The organism is Streptomyces sp. NBC_00988 (assembly GCF_045162645.1).
Taxonomy (GTDB): Bacteria; Actinomycetota; Actinomycetes; order Streptomycetales; family Streptomycetaceae; genus Streptomyces.
Genome location: NZ_CP108730.1, coordinates 4,149,424 through 4,166,692 on the forward strand (window position 1 = coordinate 4,149,424; position 17,269 = coordinate 4,166,692).

At 68.4% G+C, this 17,269-nt stretch carries 19 protein-coding genes; 16 read left to right on the forward strand and 3 right to left on the reverse strand.

The features are described from left to right. Positions 1 to 6: 6 nt before the first annotated feature. The 13 genes from OG496_RS18850 to OG496_RS18910 all read left to right on the forward strand — a co-directional run bounded on the left by OG496_RS18850 (position 7) and on the right by OG496_RS18910 (position 9,850). Complete coding sequence (locus OG496_RS18850) at positions 7 to 324, forward strand: hypothetical protein (RefSeq protein WP_405971676.1); 318 nt, start codon at positions 7 to 9, stop codon at positions 322 to 324. Between the two features lie 2 nt (positions 325 to 326). Beyond that, positions 327 to 662, forward strand: coding sequence for a hypothetical protein (locus tag OG496_RS18855; protein ID WP_405971677.1), 336 nt, complete (start codon positions 327 to 329; stop codon positions 660 to 662). A 48-nt stretch (positions 663 to 710) separates the two neighbouring features. After that, the gene (locus OG496_RS18860) at positions 711 to 1,037 is read left to right on the forward strand and encodes a hypothetical protein (protein ID WP_405971678.1); all 327 of its coding nucleotides are present in this window, start codon (positions 711 to 713) and stop codon (positions 1,035 to 1,037) included. Between the two features lie 81 nt (positions 1,038 to 1,118). Continuing rightward, positions 1,119 to 3,377, forward strand: coding sequence for a cell division protein FtsK (locus OG496_RS18865; protein ID WP_405971679.1), 2,259 nt, complete (start codon positions 1,119 to 1,121; stop codon positions 3,375 to 3,377). A 140-nt stretch (positions 3,378 to 3,517) separates the two neighbouring features. Then, positions 3,518 to 3,793, forward strand: a complete 276-nt coding sequence (locus OG496_RS18870) for a hypothetical protein (protein WP_405971680.1) — start codon at positions 3,518 to 3,520, stop codon at positions 3,791 to 3,793. Then, complete coding sequence (locus OG496_RS18875) at positions 3,790 to 3,984, forward strand: hypothetical protein (protein ID WP_405971681.1); 195 nt, start codon at positions 3,790 to 3,792, stop codon at positions 3,982 to 3,984. The genes OG496_RS18870 and OG496_RS18875 overlap by 4 nt, the downstream gene beginning before the upstream one ends. Positions 3,985 to 3,998: 14 nt before the next feature. Then, on the forward strand, positions 3,999 to 4,601 hold the full coding sequence (locus OG496_RS18880; protein ID WP_405971682.1) for a hypothetical protein: 603 nt from the start codon (positions 3,999 to 4,001) through the stop codon (positions 4,599 to 4,601). Further along, positions 4,598 to 4,930 carry a MazG-like family protein gene (locus OG496_RS18885; RefSeq protein ID WP_405971683.1) on the forward strand — a complete coding sequence of 111 codons (333 nt, stop codon included), beginning with the start codon at positions 4,598 to 4,600 and terminating at the stop codon, positions 4,928 to 4,930. Before OG496_RS18880 ends, OG496_RS18885 begins: the two co-directional genes overlap by 4 nt. Beyond that, positions 4,927 to 5,238, forward strand: coding sequence for a hypothetical protein (locus OG496_RS18890; RefSeq protein ID WP_405971684.1), 312 nt, complete (start codon positions 4,927 to 4,929; stop codon positions 5,236 to 5,238). The genes OG496_RS18885 and OG496_RS18890 overlap by 4 nt, the downstream gene beginning before the upstream one ends. 84 nt (positions 5,239 to 5,322) lie before the next feature. Further along, entirely contained in the window at positions 5,323 to 6,240 is a 918-nt protein-coding gene (locus OG496_RS18895) for a bifunctional DNA primase/polymerase (RefSeq protein ID WP_405971685.1), read from the forward strand. A gap of 199 nt (positions 6,241 to 6,439) precedes the next feature. Next, complete coding sequence (locus OG496_RS18900; RefSeq protein ID WP_405976646.1) at positions 6,440 to 7,990, forward strand: YfjI family protein; 1,551 nt, start codon at positions 6,440 to 6,442, stop codon at positions 7,988 to 7,990. Between the two features lie 284 nt (positions 7,991 to 8,274). Then, on the forward strand, positions 8,275 to 8,514 hold the full coding sequence (locus tag OG496_RS18905; RefSeq protein ID WP_405971686.1) for a helix-turn-helix domain-containing protein: 240 nt from the start codon (positions 8,275 to 8,277) through the stop codon (positions 8,512 to 8,514). Between the two features lie 85 nt (positions 8,515 to 8,599). Further along, positions 8,600 to 9,850 carry a tyrosine-type recombinase/integrase gene (locus OG496_RS18910; RefSeq protein WP_405971687.1) on the forward strand — a complete coding sequence of 417 codons (1,251 nt, stop codon included), beginning with the start codon at positions 8,600 to 8,602 and terminating at the stop codon, positions 9,848 to 9,850. Positions 9,851 to 10,194: 344 nt separating this feature from the next. Here the strand turns inward: OG496_RS18910 and OG496_RS18915 are convergent, their stop codons facing one another. The 3 genes from OG496_RS18915 to glnA all read right to left on the reverse strand — a co-directional run bounded on the left by OG496_RS18915 (position 10,195) and on the right by glnA (position 13,405). Then, a complete protein-coding gene (locus OG496_RS18915; RefSeq protein WP_405971688.1) occupies positions 10,195 to 10,737 on the reverse strand; it encodes a DUF4231 domain-containing protein in 543 nt (180 codons plus the stop codon). A gap of 292 nt (positions 10,738 to 11,029) precedes the next feature. Next, positions 11,030 to 11,362 carry a hypothetical protein gene (locus tag OG496_RS18920; protein WP_405971689.1) on the reverse strand — a complete coding sequence of 111 codons (333 nt, stop codon included), beginning with the start codon at positions 11,360 to 11,362 and terminating at the stop codon, positions 11,030 to 11,032. A 681-nt stretch (positions 11,363 to 12,043) separates the two neighbouring features. Further along, positions 12,044 to 13,405, reverse strand: coding sequence for a type I glutamate--ammonia ligase (glnA, locus tag OG496_RS18925; RefSeq protein ID WP_019064820.1), 1,362 nt, complete (start codon positions 13,403 to 13,405; stop codon positions 12,044 to 12,046). Between the two features lie 354 nt (positions 13,406 to 13,759). Here glnA and OG496_RS18930 point away from each other — a divergent pair, with 354 nt between their 5' ends. The 3 genes from OG496_RS18930 to OG496_RS18940 all read left to right on the forward strand — a co-directional run bounded on the left by OG496_RS18930 (position 13,760) and on the right by OG496_RS18940 (position 17,243). Continuing rightward, positions 13,760 to 14,431: a DUF3105 domain-containing protein gene (locus OG496_RS18930; RefSeq protein ID WP_405971690.1), complete on the forward strand. Its 672-nt coding sequence runs from the start codon at positions 13,760 to 13,762 to the stop codon at positions 14,429 to 14,431. Further along, positions 14,428 to 15,057: a DUF305 domain-containing protein gene (locus OG496_RS18935; RefSeq protein ID WP_405971691.1), complete on the forward strand. Its 630-nt coding sequence runs from the start codon at positions 14,428 to 14,430 to the stop codon at positions 15,055 to 15,057. The genes OG496_RS18930 and OG496_RS18935 overlap by 4 nt, the downstream gene beginning before the upstream one ends. 266 nt (positions 15,058 to 15,323) lie before the next feature. Beyond that, entirely contained in the window at positions 15,324 to 17,243 is a 1,920-nt protein-coding gene (locus tag OG496_RS18940; RefSeq protein WP_366491401.1) for a S53 family peptidase, read from the forward strand. Positions 17,244 to 17,269 lie beyond the last annotated feature (26 nt).

Sequence of the window (17,269 nt, forward strand, 5' to 3'; positions counted from 1 at the left end):
TTGACCATGCCCAAGCCCAACACGAGCCGTCTGGACCGCGAGATCCAGCTCACCACCCGCAAGCTCGAAGCCGTCCGCAATCAGGAGATGTGGCCGCTCACCGGTGCCGAGCGCCGCGCGGTCCTGGGGGCTCTGGCCGGCGGCTCGTTCCGGGTCGTGCGCGGGAAGAGCACGACGCGCGCCGAGCGCAGGCTGGAAGACCTGTGGACGTCGGTCCAGACCCGGCTGAGCGGCGAGATCACCGCGTTGCAGAGGGAGCGGCAGCGGATCGTGACCGAGGCCGCCGCCGCGAAGGCCGCGAAGAAGTCCTCGGGGTGGTGGTGACCATGCGCGACACGGTGCTCCCGCCCGCGCTGGGTGAACTGCGCCCGGTCATCACGGCCGTGGCCGCGCTGGCGGGCGCGTTCCCCGCGCTGCCCGGTCCGGTCGAGATCGGCAGGGTGGTCACCCGCACCACGGTGGCGCTGGGCATCCGCGTGGAACTGCACACCACGTTCGCCGACTTCGAGGCCTGGCGGGCGGCGCTGGACGTCGACCCCGTGGCCGTCGAACATCTGCCGCTGGCCACCGTCCAGACCCTTCGGGCGTACGGCGTCTTCCACGGCGTGCCTGTCGTGGTGACCGCCTACAGCCCCGTGTACGTGCTCGCGCAGGCCGCGTAGCCATCCCGCGCGGCCTGTAACCCCGCTGTTCTCGGAAGGAGTTCAGGCGTGAACCTGCACTGGATCACCCGCCTGTTCCACCGTTCACACGGCTCGCTCGGTCAGCCGCTCCCCGCCGACTCGGCACGGTTCGTCTGCCTGTCGGGCAGCAAGTTCGGCCTTCACAGAGTGATCCCCGCGTCACATGCCCGCTTCGCGGTCAGTCGACGTCGGGCATGGGGACACGACGTCCGCACCTATCCGACCACCGGCCGCGACGGCACCCCGTTCACGGTCATCTACACCCGCGTCGCCCACATCGACGACCCCGGCCTTGAAGTCCTGGTCACGGTCTTCGAGTTCCCCTCCGACAACGCACTCCCGCCCGGCATCTAGCCAAACGGGTCCGGCCGCCCACCTCCTACAGCGTCGGCCGGACCCATCCCTCCCTCACGCCCGAAAGCGGAAGGAACTTCAGTGAACCACCCCGACGACAACGAACTCTTCAACCGACTCGAAGCAGAGCTGAACACCGACTCCGGAGCCAACTCCGGGGGTGAGGTAGTCGACCTCGGCAAGGCACGGTCGGCCCGTACCGAGTCGGCCGACTCCAACCCGACCGAGTCGCCCGACCCGACGATCCGTGTCACCGACTCCCAGCACACCCGAGACCTCGACGCGTTCCGCGACCCGTTCGGCGACCCGACCGCCCGCGTGATGGTCGACCTTCCGACCGTCAAGGCGACGGGTCCGGGCTACCTGGGTCGGCTGCTCGCCGCTCAGCGCCGTCCGGTCGTTCCACCGTGGCTTCAGTCCGTGGCGGAACTGCGGACCGCGTCGGCATGGGTGGCCCGGCACTACGCGCACTCGATCGGCTATCACGCGCTGCGCTCCCCGGTCTACGCCGCCCGCCTCACGCTCCAAGCCCCGTCGGGTGCGGCGAAGTTTGTGGGCGGCACGGTGCGGTGGATGGCCGACCGTGAGGGCGAACCGGTCCGCCTCGCCGCCGTACGGCGCGAGGACGCGGCCGAGTACCTGAAGCTCTCACGGCAGCGCGACGGACGGGTCCGACTGCGCACCCTCGCCGCCGTGCTCGCGATGTTCATCGGCCTCGGCTCTGCGCTCGCGATGTACGTCCTCGCCCCCGAGTGGCTTCAGGCCGTGTCGGTGAGCTCGGTCGTGATGGCGCTCGGCTTCGCCGGACGCAAGGCGGACGACCCGGTCATCCACCGCGCCGTGGAACTGCCCAAGGCCGTCAAGCTCACGTCGGACATCGTGCTGCGTGCGCTCGGGGCGCTCGGCATCCCCGCCATCAACCAGGCACAGGGCAAGGGCCGCGACGGCTTCGAGTTCACCGCCCCCATCACCCGCGACGGCCCCGGCTGGCGTGCCGAGGGCAACCTCCCCTACGGCGTCACGGTCACGGACGTCATCGAGCGTCGCGACCGCCTCGCGTCCGGTCTGCGCCGCCCGCTCGGGTGTGTGTGGCCGGAGGCGGTGCCGAACGAGCACACCGGGCACCTGGTGCTGTGGGTCGGCGATCAGGACATGTCGACCTCGAAGAAACCCAAGTGGCCTCTGCTCACGAGCGGTTCGGTGAACCTGTTCAAGCCGGTCGCCTACGGCACCGACCAGCGCGGACGCTGGGTCGACGTCACCCTGATGTACATCGCGGGCATCATCGGCGCCATCCCGCGCATGGGCAAAACCTTCCTGCTCCGCCTCCTGCTCCTGATCGCGGCGCTGGACCCGCGGGCGGAACTGCACACCTACGACATGAAGGGCACCGGTGACCTGGACCCGGTCGGCAACGCCGTCTCCCACCGGCACGCCGCCGGGGATGACGACGAGGCCATCGAGTACTGCCTCAACGACTTCCGGGCGCTGCGGGAGGAGCTGCGTCGGCGTACCAAGGTGATCCGCTCGCTGCCGCGGGACATCTGCCCGGAGTCGAAGGTGACCAGCGAACTCGCCGACAAGCGCTCGCTCGGTCTGCACCCCATCGTGATCGGGGTGGATGAGTGCCAAGTGCTGTTCGAACACCCCAAGCACAAGGACGAGTTCGAGGAGATCGCCACCGACCTGGTCAAGCGCGGCCCGGCCACCGGGATCGTGCTGTTGCTGGCCACGCAGCGGCCGGACGCGAAGGCGCTGCCCACCGGGATCAGCGCGAACGCGTCGGCGCGGTGGTGCCTGAAGGTCATGGGCCAGTTGGAGAACGACATGGTGCTGGGCACGTCCGCGTACAAGCGCGGGGTGCGGGCGACCATGTTCAGTTGGGGTGACAAGGGCATTCACTACTTCATCGGTGAAGGCTCCGACGCCCGGATCGTCGGCTCCGTCTACGTCGACGGACCCGGCGCGGACAGCATCGCCGCCCGCGCCCGCACAGCGCGTGAACAGGCCGGACTCCTGTCCGGTCACGCGCTGGGGGAAGAGCCGGAGACGGACGCGAGCACCGGCTACGACCTGCTCGCCGACATCCTCGCCGTGGTCCCCGCCAAGGAGACCAAGGCGTGGTCGGAGACCGTCGTCGCCCGCCTCGCCGACCTGCGCCCCGAGGTCTACGACGGCTGGGACTCCGACGCGCTCGCCGCGGCGCTGAAGCCGCGCGGCGTCTCCACCGTCCAGGTGGGCCGCCGCATCGAGGGCAAGTTCACCAACAAGCGGGGCATCGACCGCTCCCACATCACCGCAGCGGTTGCGGAGTGTGACGGAAAGCGGGACGCGGGCTGAGTCTCCGGGGCCGCTATCGATAGCGCCACACCCTGCTATCGATAGCGGCCCCGATAGCGCCCCAAACCCACCGTGATCAGGCCGCTAGCACATAGCGGCCCACCTGCGGAAACCCCTGAAAACCGCCCGGAGGGCCCCTCATGACCCCCATCCTGCTCGCTATCACACTCCTACTCGGCGTCACACTGTGTTACATCGCTGTGTGTGCTGCCTCGCCGTTCGGCAACTGCCGCAAGTGCCGCGGCATGGGCCACAAGCTGAAGACCGACCGCAAGGGACAGCTCAAGCGCGGCAAGGACTGCCGCCGCTGCAAGGCGACCGGCAAGCGCATACGCATCGGCCGCTGGCTCTACAACCGGTGGGCCCGCATCTACCGCGCCGGCACCGACACCCCGCGCCCGGAGGGCTCGCGATGACGCTGACCTTCTCCGCCGTGCTGCTGTTCGGCATCGCCTCCGTGTTCGCGGTCAAGACCAGGTCGACCGGCGCGGGTGCCGCGCTGCTGCTCTTCCTCTTCGGCTTCTTCACCGCGGGGACCGGCGCCTACGGCCCGATTCACGACCTGGTGGCGTCCTTCGCCCGCTTCCTGTCCCAGCTCGGCAACTGACCGGGAGAACTGCCATGAACGAACCCATCGTCGCCCGGCACTGGCTCGCCATCGTGGCGCCCAAGGCCGCGCCCGCGCTCGCCACCACGACCGTGCTCGCGCTGGCCAGGATCTGGAACGCCAACGGTGCCGAACACAGCGTGGGCAACGCCGCGTTGATGACCGTGCTGTCCGCCGGGGCCGCCGCCGCGGGCGTGGCCGCAGGCAACAGCACCGGAGACTCGGTGCTCGCCGGAACCGCGTTCGCCGCCTCCGGAGCGCTCGCCTTCGCGGGCGTGGCCGGATACGCCGACGGGCTGCCGCTGCCGCTGCTGCTGTGGTCCCTGGCCACCGCCGGCGCCTACGCACTCGCCGCCCGCTACTGGCGCACCGACCGACGCGACACCGTCTCCTACGAGCGGCACATGAGCGACCGGCGCGAGGAGTACGCCCACATCGAGCGCGTCGAAACCCTGCACTCCGCCACGCAGATCGAGGTGGCTCGCACCGGCGCGGCCTACGCCGAACAGCTCGCCGCCGCGCTCGTCACCCGCGCCACCCTGCCCGGCTTCGACCCCACCGCGCTGGAACGTGCGGGCCTGCCCCAACTCCCCAGCGCTGAAAGGGAGTCCGCATGAGCGCCGTCCTGTGGCCGGTCACCGCCCGCATCGTCACCGCCCTGAACCAGGCCAACGGCACCGGTGAGCACGAGGTCGCGATGCGGCTGATGAAGGTCGTTGAGGAGGCGGGGGAGGCGTCGGCCGCGTACATCGGCATGACCGGCCAGAACCCCCGCAAGGGCGTCACCCAGACCCGCGCCGACGTGGCCGACGAGCTGTGCGACGTCATCATCGCCGCGGCCGTCGCCCTGCACGCGTTCACCACCACCGCGCCCGCCGTGCTGGACGCCAAGCTGCACGCCGTCGCCCGGCGGCTGGACAACTGCATTCCGGAGCGTGCCGCATGAACCTGCGTACCCTGTCCCGGCTGCGTTTCCAGCGCGTCACCTGGCCCCGGCCCGCACTGATTCTCACCGACACGCCGCGCCCTGATTGCCCGGACTGCGAGGGCATCGGCGGCTTCGAGTACGACTACGGCAACTCCTACGACGGGGAGTACGAGGGCACCGACTGGGAGCCCTGCACCTGCTGGAACGAGGCCCGCCGCTGGGTCGTGTTGCCGCTGCCGCGCCTGCCCCGCTGGCTGCACCGACGGAGCGACACCGTCCGTGACCCGTGGGGCCCCGACGACTACAGCAACGAACCGCCCTTCTAGCTGTGGCTGGGGCGGTCGCCTCTCGCCAAAGACCGCGACCGCCCCGGTTCTCCGTCCCTTCGACAGAAACAGGAGACCTCCAGCATGACACCTGACCGCAAGACCCCCCGCCCCCCTGCCGTGAACCTCCGGGGCGGCGATCCTCTGCGGACTGCGCTGTACCTGGCCACGGCCGGTGTGCCGGTGCTGCCGCTGCGGGACGGGAAGGTGCCGTTCGGCAACTGCCGTGCGTGCGCCAAGAACGCCTGCGGCGGGCGGCCGAACATGAAGCGCGCGGGCGCCTGCCGCTGCCCCGCTCCCTGCCACGCGTGGGCCGCCGCCACCACCGACCGCAACGTCATCCTCTCCCCGCTGTGGGGCGCGGCATGGGAGCGGGCCGTCTGTGTCGGCTACCACCCCGGCGGGGCGCGGCTGACCGTGGTCGACCTCGACAACGCGGCGGCCGTCGCATGGGCCCGCGAGACCCTGCCGGCCACCCGCACCGTGCTGACGACGCGCGGCGAGCACTGGCTGTACCAGAGCGTCATGCCCTCGCACAACGCGGTCCGTCCGGGCGTGGACATCAAGTCCCTCATGTCCTACGCCCGTTGGCTCGGACCCGGCACCGGCACCATGGCCGCACTGCCGCCCGCCGTCCTCGCCCTCGCGGTGAAGGAAGAGACCACCCCCGCCCCGGGGGAGGTGGTCTCTTCCCTCCCCGAGCGCGCCGTGTGGGATCGCACGGTGGCCACCGGATGCCGCCACACCGAGCAGTACGTGACCACCGGCCTTAAACGAGGCCTCGCCCTGGTACGCGCCCGCACTGAATCCGGGGCCGCCTCGCAGGCGTTCGGCGTAGCCCGGTTCCTGGCAGTGCGGCACGCACAGTGCCCCGGACCGTGCGGGCTGGACGTCATCGGCGCGCAGATCGTCGCCGCAGCCGTCTCCGTCGGCGTTCCCGAGGACTACGCCCGCCGCGCGGTCACCAACGGCCTTCAGACGGCCGAGAGGAACGCGGCGTGACCATCAATCCCCGAAATGCCCGCAAAGAGGCCGATAACGCCATGCAGCGCCCATCACGGGCGGCCGTAGGCGACCGAAGGAGTGTCGCCGAAGGCGTCCGCACTGCTGTTGGCCCTGACCCGCACCATGCCCAACACCGCGCCCTGTGGCCGCTGTTGGACCCCCTCGAAGGGAGGACGGTCTCATGACCCCACAGTCTGTGGACAACCCCGACCTGTGGGCCGGACTGCCCACCCTCGAAGAGGAACCGCCCGGCGAGGACGACGCAGCACCGGACGTGTGGGAAGACCCCATTCCCCTCACCGGCCACCGCAAGCGGCCCGCGTTCCCCGCCCACGTCTTCCCCGCCTGGCTGGGGGAGTTCGTGGCGGCCGTCGCGGAAGAGACGCAGACCCCGGTGGACCTTGGCGGTTCGATCGCCCTCGCTGTGCTCGCCACGGCGGCCGGCGGCCGGTCGGTGGTCCACGTGCGCGGCCACTGGCGTGAGCCCACCAACCTCTTCACCGTGGTGGCGCTTCCGCCCGGCACCCGCAAGTCTGCCGTCTTCGGCTTGCTCACCGACCCCTTGTACGAGGCTGAGAAACAGCTTCAGGCGGCGATGAAGCCGGTCATCGTGGAAGCGGAGCTGACGGCACGTCTGGCCAAGGAAGCGGCGGACAAGGCCACCGCACGGGCCGCGTCCGCCGACGGCAACAAGCGTGACGAGATGGTGGCCACCGCCATCGGTCTCGCGCAGACCGCCGACACTCTCACCGTGCCGGCCGAGCCCCTGTTGTTGGCGGACGATTGCACCCCCGAAACGGTCACTTCGCTCATCGCGGAACAGGGCGGCCGGCTGTCGGTGATGAGTGATGAGGGGGGCATCTTCGACATCATCGCGGGCCGCTATTCCGGCAGTCCCAACATGGAGGTCTTCCTCAAAGGCCATGCCGGGGGCCGTCTGAGGGTGAACCGGCAGACCCGCCGCGAGTATGTCGACGCACCGGCCCTGACCATGGGCCTGGCCGTCCAGCCCGATGTGCTGGTGGACATGGGGAAGATCAAGGGCGGGAAGGGACGCGGCCTACTGGGCCGCTTCCTGTACTCGCTGCCGCTGTCGACGGTCGGCGACCGGAAGGTCATCACCGATCCGGTCCCTGAGCAGACGGCCGCCACCTACACCGCGAGGGTCATCGACCTCACCCTGTCCCTCGCGGGATGGACCGACCCGGCGCTCATCCAGCTCACCCCCGAAGCGGACGCGGCGCTGATCACTTATCAGGAACGGGTCGAACCGCGGCTCAGGGCACGAGGCGGGCGGCTGGGCCACATCGCCGACTGGGCCGGAAAACTCGTTGGAGCGACCGCCCGCATGGCCGCGCTGCTGCATCTCGCCGAACACGGCGGCAACGGTTACGCCCACCCCGTCACCGAGGCCACGATGCGCGCGGCCATCGAGCTGGGGGAGTACTACACCGCCCACGCCCTCGCCGTGTTCGACGCCATGGGCGCCGACCCGGTCATCGCCCGCGCCCGCAGCGTCCTGGAAGCGCTGCGCACTCACGAGTGGCGGGAGGTCAGCAAGCGGGACCTGATGGTCAAGCTCTCCCGCTCCGAGTTCCCCACCGCCAACGACCTCGACCCCGTGTTGGCGCTGCTGGAAGACCACGGGTACGTGCGCGCCCAAGCCGTCCACCGCACCGGAGGACGCGGCCGGCCACCCTCCCCCCGCTACCTGGTCCACCCCCGCCTGACCACCCCGACCGCCTGACCCCCGCCACACAAACTACAGAATCACAGAAATACCCCCGCCAAGCCCCTGACCAGCACAGACAGCCCTGTCAGGGGCCTGCGGGGTACTGCCACAGAATCCAACCGAGAAGCCACAGAAATAACCCGCCACCGGCCGCGCCGGTCCGGCCGCTTATTTCTGTGGGACTTTCCGCGAATTCTGTGGCAGCCCCCACCCTGCGGCATCGCCGCAGGTCAGCCCACCAATCCAAGGTTTCTGTGTATTCCGTGGTTTCTGTGGCGCTCTCCCGGCTTGGAGACCCCATGGCCACTCCCCCAGTGAGCGACCCACGCGTGATCCTCCGGTCCGGACTCCCGGACCAGTACCTCACCCCCGACGACATCGCCACGATGTTCAAGGTCCCCAAAGAGACCGTCTACCAGTGGCACAAGAAGCGCACCGGCCCGCCCGGATTCCGCATCGGCAAACACCTGCGCTACGACCCCACCGACGTCCGCACCTACGTCACCGAACGCAAGACCGACGACCAGGCCACCGCCTGACCCAGCCACAACCGCACAGCCCAACACCCCAGGGAGGGCCACACCGTGGCCCTCCCTTCTCCATGCCTCGAAGGGAACACCCCGCATGGCAGGCCACATCCAAGACCGCTGGTACAAGACCGAAACCGACGCCAACGGCAAGATCACCCGCGCCCGCTCCGACCGCTACGGAACCGGCCTGCGCTACCGCGCCCGCTACGTCGGCCCCGACGGCACCGAGAAGTCCAAGAGCTACCCCGACGGACAGAAGCGCCTCGCTGAGAAATGGCTCTCGAAGATAGAGGCCGACATGGACAGCGGGAACTACGTCGACCCGGCCGCCGGCCGAACCACGTTCGGGCAGTACGCCGAGAAGTGGCTGAAGACTCAGAGCACCGACCTGACGACCCGAGAGACCGTCACCTCTACGGTTCGCGGCCACGCGATCCCCTACCTTGGGTCGCGCCCCCTCGGTTCCTTCAAGCCGGAGCACGTCCGCGACTGGCTGAGCGAGTTGGAGCGGGCCGTACCCGCGACGTCGTACCGGCGCGTGATCTACAACAACGTGTCGACCATCCTCAACGCGGCCGTCGACGACGGCCACTTGCCGAAGAACCCGTGCCGCGCGCAGTCCGTACGCCCCCCCGCGCCGGGGACTGGTCGCGTGGTGCCGTGGACAGCCGAGCGCGTCTTCGGCGTCCGGGAGGCGCTGCCGGAGCGCTTCCGCACGGCGGTCGACCTCGGGGCGGGATGCGGTCTGCGGCAGGGAGAGATCTTCGGACTCCCTGTCGACGAAATCGACTTCGAGTCCGGTTGGCTGCACATTGTGAATCAGGTCAAGGTGACGACCGACGGTCTCGTCTTCGGCCCACCGAAGCGGGACAAGCTCCGTGACGTTCCCCTGCCCGATCGTGTGGCGAACGCCCTCAGGCGCCACATGAAGGAGTTCCCGCCGGTCCCGATCACCCTGCCGTGGCTGCGGAAGGACGGCCGTCCGGTGACGCGCAAGTTGCTGTTCACCCGCCTTGACGGCGCGGGCGCGGTCCGGCGGACCGACTTCAACGACCGCGCTTGGAAGCCCGCTCTCGTCGCGGGCGGGGTGATCCCCAAGCCGAAGCCCGGTGAGCGTCACCAGGCGGCCCGCGAACACGGGATGCACGCCCTGAGGCACTTCTACGCGTCGGTCATGCTGAACGCCGGCGAAAACATCAAGGCGCTGAGCCACTACCTCGGACACAACGACCCGGGGTTCACGCTGCGGGTGTACACGCACCTCATGCCAAGCAGCGACGCACGGGCCCGGAACGCAGTGGACGGCCTGTACGAAGGCATCGATTCGACGCCAAACACCTCCTGACTGCCTCTGACCCGCTGGAACCTTCCGTCGGTGAAAACCGACGGAAGGTTCCAGGACACCTCGATACGAACTACGGGCGCGTAGGTCGCTGAGGTCATCCGTCCAAGTCACTGTGGCACTAACCGTCGAGGGCGGTCACCTTTGGCCGACACGGTTGCTGTACTCCGCTGCTGTACTGCACACGCCCGGTCGTCTCACGCACCACCACTTTCGGAGCGAGGTTGCGCAGCGCTCGGCGTGACCTGCGGGGTTCCTGCCTTTGGTGGCGATAGCCGACTGTCTCCGCGCGTGCCACGGTTCCCCGCGAGTCACCACCCGTCCCGGCACGCAAGCGGCACGCCTGTCTAATGAAGCTCTCGCCGGGCAGTTGGGATGGTGGGCGGTGTTTGAACGTCAGTACTTACCTGGCCGCCCAGGGTCATCACGTTGAGGGTCGCAGAGTTTTCGTTGGCGATTGAGCTCTCCACACGGGCGACCAAAGTCGAGAATGCTTCGTTCTCCGAGAGACCTGAGTAGGGCCCCACTCTGGCTTCGAAGTAGACCCGCTCATGCCCAAGGAGCTGTTCGGTCGACCTGTAGTTCTTCCACTGTTCGCGGTAGCGGTACACGCTTTCCAAAGAGACCGAACCGACAACGATCAAGCTCAGCACGGTAGCGGTAAGTTTGGCGAATGACAGATCAAGGTTGACTAACACAGGGACCAAGGCTCCCCCAACGACAGATATCGTCCTCATCCGGAGATGCATGGCCTTGGTCTTAACGGCCTTCTTGTCGTACCACCTCTGGTACTGAGCCAGCCTCTCCTCCACGTAGTCCTGCGCTGAGGCCACAGGCCGGGAGACAGGCGGGTGAGCTTCGAGTGACTGACCGTCATCCGTTCCTGACATGCGCGGAAGTACATCGGTGGTGGAACGACGCAGTCAACTCGGCAGTTCAGTTTTGGAGCACCAGTTTGGAAGATCGCGTATGCGGACCGGGGCTGACCTGGCAAGACGTTGGCCTGTGGGTTTTCGGACCGTTCGCCGAGACTCCCCGCTGTTCCCCGTCGGCCGCTCCCTCACCGGGCACGCAGGGGGCACGGCGTCACTCGTAGAACTGCCCGTGAGCCCCCGCTCTTTCTGGCACGACAGTGGCACGGGATGGTTGCGAGGTGTTGGCAAGTGAGTCCGATGGGTCACCTCAGTCCTCCCACATACCGCGCTCTTCCGCCTCGGTTTCCTCCTCGTGCGTCAGCCCCCTGACCAGAGTGGCGTCGTTGCCGGTGCGGAACCGCTCGCTGTTGAACAGCAGCAGATGACCACATGCCGAGCATTCCACTCCGACTAGGAAGAGGACGTTTTGGTCATCATCGGCCACGATGTCCTTGGCAGAGTGGAGGCCCCCGATCTCCGCCATTACGGGCCAGGGCTTTGCCCCTAGGCTCTCGGAGTTGCACACCGGACAGCTCTTCAGACCGAGCTGAACGAGTTTCTCTGTCACTTCGGTCAGGAACTTCTTGCGCCAACGGGCCACTGTCACCCACCTCTTCGTGATCGACGGACCCAAGTGCACTGAGCCGAGCCCTTGCCACTCACTCTAGCCACTACTATCCCCAGCTCCCATCCCGTCCGCCGTCGACCCACACACCGTGGAGCGGGCGTGGTTCATGGCGTCCAGGTGGAGCGCGCCACTGTACGAACGACCTGGACGTCATGGGCCGCGTCTTCTCGACTTTGCCTGGGTCGATGGTGGACGGGATGGGAGCACTCCGCCCACGCCCCTACGAACCCGCAGTCGCGAACGGCGCCCCTATCCATCCCGGTGCCGGCTGATCCCCCGCCGGAGGCATGGTCGTGACCGTGGCTACTGCATGTTCAGGTCTCTACTCGGGGCCGTAACTTGCTGCGGCCCCAGGGCTTGGCCCCGGCGCCGGAGGCGCAGAGGGGCCGGAGCCCAGGGGCCAGCCCGCGCCTGCGCAGGCACTTGAGCGATGTGGGGAAAGTTGAGTGCCCTGCCGCCATCAAGCAACGCCAGCCAGTTCTCCGGTACACCGAACCAACGCTGAGAGCGAGCACCGAGGGCAGCTACAGCGAGTCGGGGATGCGTTCGGACGGCCCAGAGACGGCCCAGGGCCCGCAAGACACGGTGGGGCTGACGGTCCGTGACCGTCAGCCCCACTCGCCGAATCAGCAGGAAACCCGCTCTGACCTGCGCCTACAGCACCGGCAGGTTCTTCCGCAGCTCGAACGCCGTGACCTCGCTGCGGTACTCCTCCCACTCCTGCCGCTTGTTGCGCAGGAAGAAGTCGAAGACGTGCTCGCCCAGGGTCTCGGCGACGAGGTCGCTGCGCTCCATCAGGGTGAGGGCCTCGCCCAGGTTCTGGGGCAGGGGCTCGATGCCCATCGCTCGGCGTTCCGCGTCGGAGAGGGCCCAGACGTCGTCCTCGGCACCCGGGGGGAGTTCGTAGCCCTCTTCGATGCCCTTGAGGCCGGAGGCGAGGAGGAGGGCGTAGGCCAGGTACGGGTTCGCGCCCGAGTCCAGGGAGCGGACCTCCACGCGCGCGGAGCCGGTCTTGCCGGGCTTGTACATCGGGACGCGGACCAGGGCGCTGCGGTTGTTGTGGCCCCAGCAGATGTACGAGGGGGCCTCGCCGCCGGCGCCGGCCGTGCGCTCGGAGCCGCCCCAGATGCGCTTGTAGGAGTTGACCCACTGGTTGGTGATGGCGGAGATCTCGCCCGCGTGCTTCAGCAGGCCCGCGATGAAGGAGCGGCCGACCTTGGAGAGCTGGTACTCCGAGCCGGACTCGTAGAACGCGTTCCGGTCTCCCTCGAAGAGGGAGAGGTGCGTGTGCATTCCGCTGCCCGGGTGCTCCGAGAACGGCTTCGGCATGAACGTCGCCTGCACGCCCTGCTCCAGCGCCACCTGCTTCATGACCAGGCGGAACGTCATGATGTTGTCCGCCGTGGAGAGGGCGTCCGCGTAGCGGAGGTCGATCTCCTGCTGGCCCGGCGCTCCCTCGTGGTGGGAGAACTCGACCGAGATGCCCATCGACTCCAGCATGGTGATCGCCTGGCGGCGGAAGTCCATGCCCACGTTCTGCGGGGTGTGGTCGAAGTAGCCGGAGTTGTCGGCGGGCGTCGGGCGAGAGCCGTCCAGGGGGCGGTCCTTCAGGAGGAAGAACTCGATCTCCGGGTGGGTGTAGAAGGTGAAGCCCAGGTCGGAGGTCTTGGCGAGGGCCCGCTTCAACACATACCTGGGGTCCGCGAAGGACGGGGAGCCGTCCGGCATGAGGATGTCGCAGAACATGCGGGCCGTGCCGGGGGCCTCCGCGCGCCACGGCAGGACCTGGAAGGTGGAGGGGTCCGGCTTGGCGATCATGTCGGACTCGTAGACCCGGGCGAAGCCCTCGATCGCGGAGCCGTCGAAGCCGATGCCCTCGTCGAAGGCCTGTTCCAGCTCCGCGGGGGCCACGGCGACGGACTTGAGGAAGCCCAGCACGTCCGTGAACCACAGCCGTACGAACCGGATGTCGCGCTCCTCCAACGTCCGGAGCACGAACTCCTGCTGCTTGTCCATCTTCCGCTTCCCCATCCTTGCTGGTCAGGCCGCCTGTCCTCGTACCGCAGGAGGCGGTCGGGCACCTGAGCATCCCACCACAACACCATTTCGTGCGCGTTGCCGACCATGATCGACCGGCCGACCTCGGGCTGAACGGCTCGCGTACGGCAGGTGTCCTGCGCTCTTGCCCCTCTTGTGACCATCTTGCCTGCTCGGACTGACATTCGTAATGCCTGGTCCGGGGGTGACCCTGGCGTTCCCCCGACTTTGCTGTGGGCGCCCTACGAGAACGTGTTTCTGCCCACTACGATCAGCAGGGCCCGACCTTCCTGCCCCTTCCCCGTCCCTTCCCCCAAAAAGGACACATACCTCATGGGTTCCGCCAAGAACACCGGTACCGCGGCGCGCAAGGCCCGCATCGAGGAGATGCGGCGCGCCGAGCAGTCCCGCGAGCGACGCACCCGGATCGTGAAGATCGCGGCGAGCGCGGTGGTCGTCGCCGGTCTCGTCGTCGGCGGGGTCGCGGTCGTGCACGCGCAGTCCGGCAAGAAGGACAGTTCCGCGAGCGACTCCAAGAACTCCGCTTCGGGGCACTTCGTCGCCGGTGCGGACGGTGTGAACACGTGGAAGGGCACGCTGGGCCGCACCCACGTCACGGGCACGGTGAAGTACCCGATGCACCCGCCGGTCGGCGGCAACCACAACCCGGTCTGGCTGAACTGCAACGGCGACGTCTACACCAAGGCCGTCAAGGACGAGAACGCGGTGCACGCGCTGGAGCACGGCGCGGTCTGGGTGACGTACAACACAAAGGCCTCGGCGGCCGACATCAAGGCGCTCGCGGCCAAGGTGAAGTCGACGCCGTACTCGCTGATGAGCCCGTACGACAGCCAGAAGGACCCGATCACGCTGTCGGCGTGGGGGCACCAGCGGACCGTGAAGAGCGCGAGCGACCCGGCCGTGAACACGTTCTTCGAGAAGTTCGTGCAGGGCAGCCAGACGCCGGAGCCGGGCGCCGCGTGCACGGGCGGGCTGTCGCAGTGAGGTCCGCGGCTCTGATCGCCGGGGCCGCGGCGACGGCGCTCGTCGCGGCCGGCGCGATCACGTACGCGGTCGCCGAGGACGGTGGCGGGTCGAGCAACTCCCCCACTCCTACGGCCGATTCGGCGGACGCGGGCTTCGCGCGGGACATGGCGGTCCATCACCAGCAGGCCGTCGAGATGTCGTACATCGTGCGGGACCGTACGAAGAACGTCGAAGTGCGGCGCCTCGCATACGACATCGCGCAGACGCAGGCCAACCAACGGGGCATGCTGCTGGGCTGGTTGGACCTGTGGAACCTGCCGAAGGTGTCGGCCGACCCGCCGATGACCTGGATGGGCATGGGGGACATGGCGTCCGGCAAGGACGGCGCGCTGATGCCGGGGATGGCGACCAACACCGAGCTGAAGAAGCTGAACACGCTGAGCGGCAAGCCCGCCGAGGTGTTCTTCCTGCAGCTCATGACGGACCACCACAAGGGCGGTATCCACATGGCCGAGGGGTGTGTGGAGAAGTGCCGGGTGGGGGTGGAGAAGCGGCTGGCGCAGGGGATGGTCGACGCGCAGCAGTCGGAGATCCAGTTGATGGCCGACATGCTCAAGGAACGTGGCTCAAAAGCGCGTTCGTAAAGCATCCCCGGTCGTTCGTTACACGCCCGTAAGGAAAAAAGCCCCCAATTCGCCCTGGGTGAAGGTTCCTTGGGGTTCTCTTGACTTTTGCGTTCCCCTGGCATGAACGGTTCATCGAAAGAGTGGCCCCCACGTGTGATCCATCCACGGACCTTCCCGCCGCGGGTTCCGTAGGGATCGACGACGACCAACCACTCCATGCGTCGAACCGCATAGCAGGGGGTTTTATGAGATCCAATCGCGCCACCAGGCGCGCCGGCGTGAGCATGGCAGCGACACTGCCCATGATCGCCGGGGCGCTGGCGCTCGGCATACCCGCGGCGCACGCCGCGGACAGCCCGGGCCGGGACACGCTCGCGGGCACCAAGCCCGCGTGGGCGACGACCAAGGCGGACAAGGGAGCGACCTCCGACAGCTCCCAGGTCTCCGCCCGGGTCTACCTCGCCGGCCGGAACGCCTCCGGTCTCGCGGCGTACGCCAAGTCCGTCTCGGACCCGAGTTCGGCCCTGTACGGCAAGTACCTGAGCGCCGCTCAGGTGCAGCAGCGCTTCGGCGCCACGACGGCCCAGGTGACCGCCGTCAAGTCCTGGCTGAAGTCCGCCGGGCTGAAGGTCACCGGCACCACGCAGCACTACGTCACGGTCTCCGGTGACGTGGCCGCGGTCGAGAAGGCGTTCAGCACCTCGCTGCACAACTACTCGAAGGGCTCGAAGACCTACCGCGCCCCGTCGAAGACGGCCTCCGCGCCGGACAGCCTCAACGGTGCCGTCCTGACCGTCACCGGTCTCGACAACGCGCCGCACACGGCGAACCACGACGACGCGCTGCCGGGTCCGACCGCGGTGTTCAAGAACGCGGGGCCGTTCTCCTCGTACTACGGCTCCAACACCGCGACCACGCTGCCCAGCGCGTACGGCAAGAAGATCCCGTACGCCGTCGAGGGGTACACCGGCAAGCAGCTGCGTGCCGCCTACGGCGCGGGCAAGTACACGGGCAAGGGGGTGCGGGTCGCGATCACCGACGCGTACGCCTCCCCGACGATCGCCTTCGACGCGGCCAAGTACGCGAAGAACCACGGCGACGCGTCCTGGAAGACCAGCCAGCTGCACCAGGTCCTGCCCTCGGAGTACACCAACACCGGTGCCGACGAGTGCGACGCCTCGGGCTGGTACGGCGAGGAGACCCTCGACGTCGAGGCCGTGCACGCGGTGGCTCCGGCCGCCGACGTCACGTACGTGGGCTCCGCCTCCTGCATGGACGACGACCTGCTTGACTCGCTCAGCAAGGTCGTCGACAACCACCTGGCCGACATCGTCTCCAACTCGTGGGGCGACATCGAGGCCAACCAGACCCCGGACCTCGCGGCCGCCTACGACCAGGTGTTCCAGCTGGGCGCGGTCGAGGGCATCGGCTTCTACTTCTCCTCCGGTGACAACGGCGACGAGGTCGCCAACACCAAGGTGAAGCAGGTCGACACCCCGGCCAACTCGGCGTGGGTGACGGCGGTCGGCGGTACCTCGCTGGCGGTCGGCAAGGGCGACAAGTACCTGTGGGAGACCGGCTGGGGAACCGAGAAGGCCTCGCTGTCCACGGACGGCAAGAGCTGGACCAGCTTCCCCGGCGCCTTCACCTCGGGCGCGGGCGGCGGCACCAGCAAGACGGTGGCCGAGCCCTTCTACCAGAAGGGTGTCGTCCCGGACGCGCTCGCCAAGGCCAACAGCGCCACCGGCAACCGCGTCGTCCCGGACATCTCGGCGATCGCCGACCCGAACACCGGATTCAAGGTCGGCCAGACGCAGACCTTCCCCGACGGTTCGGAGCAGTACAGCGAGTACCGGATCGGCGGCACCTCGCTCGCCTCCCCGGTGATCGCGGCGGTCCAGGCCCTGGCCCAGGAGGCGCGCGGCGGCAAGGCGATCGGTTTCGCCAACCCGTCGATCTACTCCAAGTACGGCACGAAGGCCTACCACGACGTGACCGACAACCCGACGGGCTCCGGCCTGGCGGTGGCGCGCGTGGACTTCGCCAACGCGTTCGACGCCTCCGAAGGCCTGCTGACCTCGGTCCGCAGCCTCGGCAAGGACAGCTCGCTGTCCGCGGTCAAGGGCTACGACGACGTCACCGGCGTGGGCACGCCCGCGGACGGCTACGTCTCGTCGTTCAGCCGCTCGCAGGGTCACCACTGACCTCGTAGCGGCAACAAGTAGTCACC